The sequence below is a fragment of the Streptomyces sp. NPDC002690 genome (assembly GCF_053592415.1).
Genome location: NZ_JBSFVR010000577.1, coordinates 1 through 3,041 on the forward strand (window position 1 = coordinate 1; position 3,041 = coordinate 3,041).

General features: G+C 73.3%; 3 protein-coding genes and 1 pseudogene. 3 read left to right on the top strand and 1 reads right to left on the bottom strand.

What is annotated here, in order from left to right:
* Positions 1-562 (bottom strand): annotated as a pseudogene (locus tag ACWD3D_RS35395) (hypothetical protein); the annotation flags it as partial.
* A 337-nt stretch (positions 563-899) separates the two neighbouring features.
* Here ACWD3D_RS35395 and ACWD3D_RS35400 point away from each other — a divergent pair.
* The 3 genes from ACWD3D_RS35400 to ACWD3D_RS35410 all read left to right on the top strand — a co-directional run.
* Positions 900-1,736, top strand: a complete 837-nt coding sequence (locus ACWD3D_RS35400) for a Nif3-like dinuclear metal center hexameric protein (protein WP_451464779.1) — start codon at positions 900-902, stop codon at positions 1,734-1,736.
* Positions 1,733-2,476 (top strand): zinc ribbon domain-containing protein, encoded by a 744-nt coding sequence (locus ACWD3D_RS35405; RefSeq protein WP_451464781.1) that lies wholly within the window; start codon positions 1,733-1,735, stop codon positions 2,474-2,476. Before ACWD3D_RS35400 ends, ACWD3D_RS35405 begins: the two co-directional genes overlap by 4 nt.
* On the top strand, positions 2,476-3,041 hold a 566-nt coding region (locus tag ACWD3D_RS35410), incomplete at its 3' end, for a reverse transcriptase-like protein (RefSeq protein ID WP_451464780.1). The genes ACWD3D_RS35405 and ACWD3D_RS35410, both read left to right, overlap by 1 nt.

A 3,041-nucleotide genomic window follows, 5' to 3' on the forward strand; every position in this document is an offset into this window, starting at 1 on the left:
GCCGCGTCGCCGGGGTGGGCGAGCCCGTTCCCGGCCGGGCGGTCGCGGCCGCTCCGGAGAGCGGCACCGCCGGTGTGGCGGGCGCCGACGCCCCGGTGGACGTGTGGAACGCGGCTGCCACGGGGGAACCGACGACCGCCCCCACCAGCGGGACGAGCGTGGTCGCGTCGGTGCCCCGGCCGGTCGGGGCACCCGTGGGCACGACCGTCCGCCCGGTCACGACGACCCGGATGGCCATCGGGGCCACGCCCTCGTGGGCGGGGGAACCGTCGGCCGGGGAACCGTCGGGGCCGGGTTCGCCGAACCCGCCGGGCGCGGCGGTCCGGGCGACGGGCACGGGCAGGACATTGCCGCCGCTCGGCGCGACATTCGGCGTGGCGGTCCGTCCGGCCTCCGCCGGCTTCTCCGGTCCTCGCGTCTCGCGCCCCGACGTCTCCAGCTCCTCACGCCACTGCGATTTCCCGGGTGCTCCGGGATCTTCCGGTTCCTCGGGCGCGGGTTCCGGCTCCCTGGCCGCCCCGACGCCCCCTTGGGTCAGACCTTCTGCGACACAGGCAGTCATGGATGTGTCACCTCCGGCGACCGAAGCTAGTTTTCGGGCTTTCCGCCGACCAACGCCACACCCACCGCTTCACACATAAGGATGGTGTAAACCGGAATCGAGGGTGAGTGGCCGCGATGCTGTGCTTCTCCCGTGTCCGAGTCCGTACCCGAGCCCGTACTCGTATTCGTGCCCGCACCCGCGCCCGTGCCTCCCCGACGCCGGACGCCCGGTGCCGGATGCCCGCCCGAGGGCGCCCCAGCCGCCCGAGGTGACGATGCGTGACCGGAGTGGGGCGCTACGGATGGGTACGCGCAGCCATGACCGGTGCGGTGCGCAGGCCAGGTAGCCTTTCCCCGTGCCCCGTCTGTCTGAAGTCATCGCAGAGCTCGACGCCCTCTGGCCCCCCGAGCGGGCCGAGGGGTGGGACGCGGTGGGCACGGTCTGCGGAGACCTCGACGCGGAGGCCGGCCGGGTCCTGTTCGCCGTCGACCCGGTGGGGAGCGTCGTCGACGAGGCGGTACGCCTCGGTGCCCAGCTCATCGTCACCCATCACCCGCTCTACCTGCGGGGGACGACGACCGTCGCGGCCGACACCTTCAAGGGCCGGGTCGTGCACCGGCTCATCACGCACGGCATCGCGCTGCACGTCGCGCACACCAACGCCGACACCGCCGACCCCGGAGTCTCCGACGCCCTGGCCGGAGCGCTCGGCCTGCGCGTCACCGGCCCCCTCGTGCCCGATCCCACCGACCAGCACGGCCGTCGCGGCCTCGGCCGGATCTGCGAGCTGGACCACCCCGAGACGCTGAGTGACTTCGCCGCCCGTGCCGCGGCCCGGCTGCCCGCCACCGCGCAGGGCATCCGGCTGGCCGGCGACCCCGACGCGACCGTGCGCACGGTCGCCGTCAGTGGCGGCTCCGGCGACAGCCTCTTCGACGCGGTGCGTGCGGCGGGCGTCGACGCCTTCCTCACCGCCGACCTGCGCCACCACCCGGCCTCCGAGGCGGTGCAGCACTCCCCGCTCGGCCTCGTCGACGCCGCGCACTGGGCCACCGAGTGGCCCTGGTGCGAGCAGGCCGCGGCACAGCTCGACGCGATTTCCGACCGCCACGGATGGGACCTGCGGGTCCACGTCTCGAAGCAGGTCACCGACCCCTGGACCACCCACCACTCTTCTGGAGCCCCCAACTGAACGCCGCGCCCGCCGACCAGATCCGACTTCTCGACGTCCAGGCACTCGACGTTCGCCTCGCGCAGACCGCGCACAAGCGGGCCTCGCTGCCGGAGCACGCCGAGATCGAGTCCCTCAACAACGACCTCGCTCAGCTCCGCGACCTGCTGGTCGCCTCGCAGACCGAGGAGAGCGACACCAGCCGCGAGCAGACCAAGGCGGAGCAGGACGTCGACCAGGTGCGCCAGCGTGCCGTCCGCGACCAGCAGCGTCTCGACTCCGGCGCGGTCTCCTCGTCGAAGGACCTGGAGAGCCTCCAGCGCGAGATCGCCTCACTGGCCAAGCGCCAGGGCGACCTGGAGGACGTGGTCCTCGAAATCATGGAGCGCCGCGAGGCCGCCCAGGAGCGCGTCACCGAGCTGACCGACCGGGTCGCCGCCGTCCAGGCCAAGATGGACGACGCCACCGAGCGCCGCGATGCCGCGCTCAAGGAGTTCGACGCCCAGACCGAGACGATCGGCAAGGACCGCGCGGTCGTCGCCGAGGTCATTCCCGCGGACCTGCTGAAGCTGTACGACAAGCTCCGCACGCAGCAGGGCGGTGTCGGCGCCGCCCGGCTCTACCAGCGCCGCTGCGAGGGCTGCCGCCTGGAGCTGAACATCACCGAGGTCAACGACGTGAAGGCCGCGTCCCCCGACACCGTCCTGCGCTGCGAGAACTGCCACCGCATCCTGGTGCGCACCTCGGAGTCGGGCCTGTAATGACCTCGTCCCACCAGCTCGTCGTCGAAGCCGACGGAGGTTCCCGGGGCAACCCGGGGCCCGCCGGTTACGGCGCCGTCGTCGTGGATCCGGCGACCGGCGAGACACTCGCCGAGGCCGCCGCGTACATCGGCGTCGCGACGAACAACGTCGCCGAGTACCGGGGCCTGATCGCCGGCCTCCGGGCCGCGAAGGCGCTGTTCCCGGAGGCGGCGGAAGGTTTTGTCCGGGTCCACGTGCGGATGGACTCGAAGCTGGTGGTCGAGCAGATGTCGGGCCGCTGGAAGATCAAGCACCCCGACATGAAACCCCTCGCGGCGGAGGCGGCCACGGTCTTCCCGCCCTCCGCCGTCACGTACGAGTGGATGCCGCGCGAACGGAACAAGCACGCGGACCGGCTCGCCAACGAGGCGATGGACGCGGGCCGTCGGGGCGAGCAGTGGGAGCCCTCCGCCTCCACCGCCGCCCTGGACGCCCCGGCCCGCCCCGCAGGGAGCGAGCCGCGCGAGACGGAGGCGCGCGAGGGCGGCGCGCACCTTGGCGGCGCCGGCGGAGGCGTCGCCCA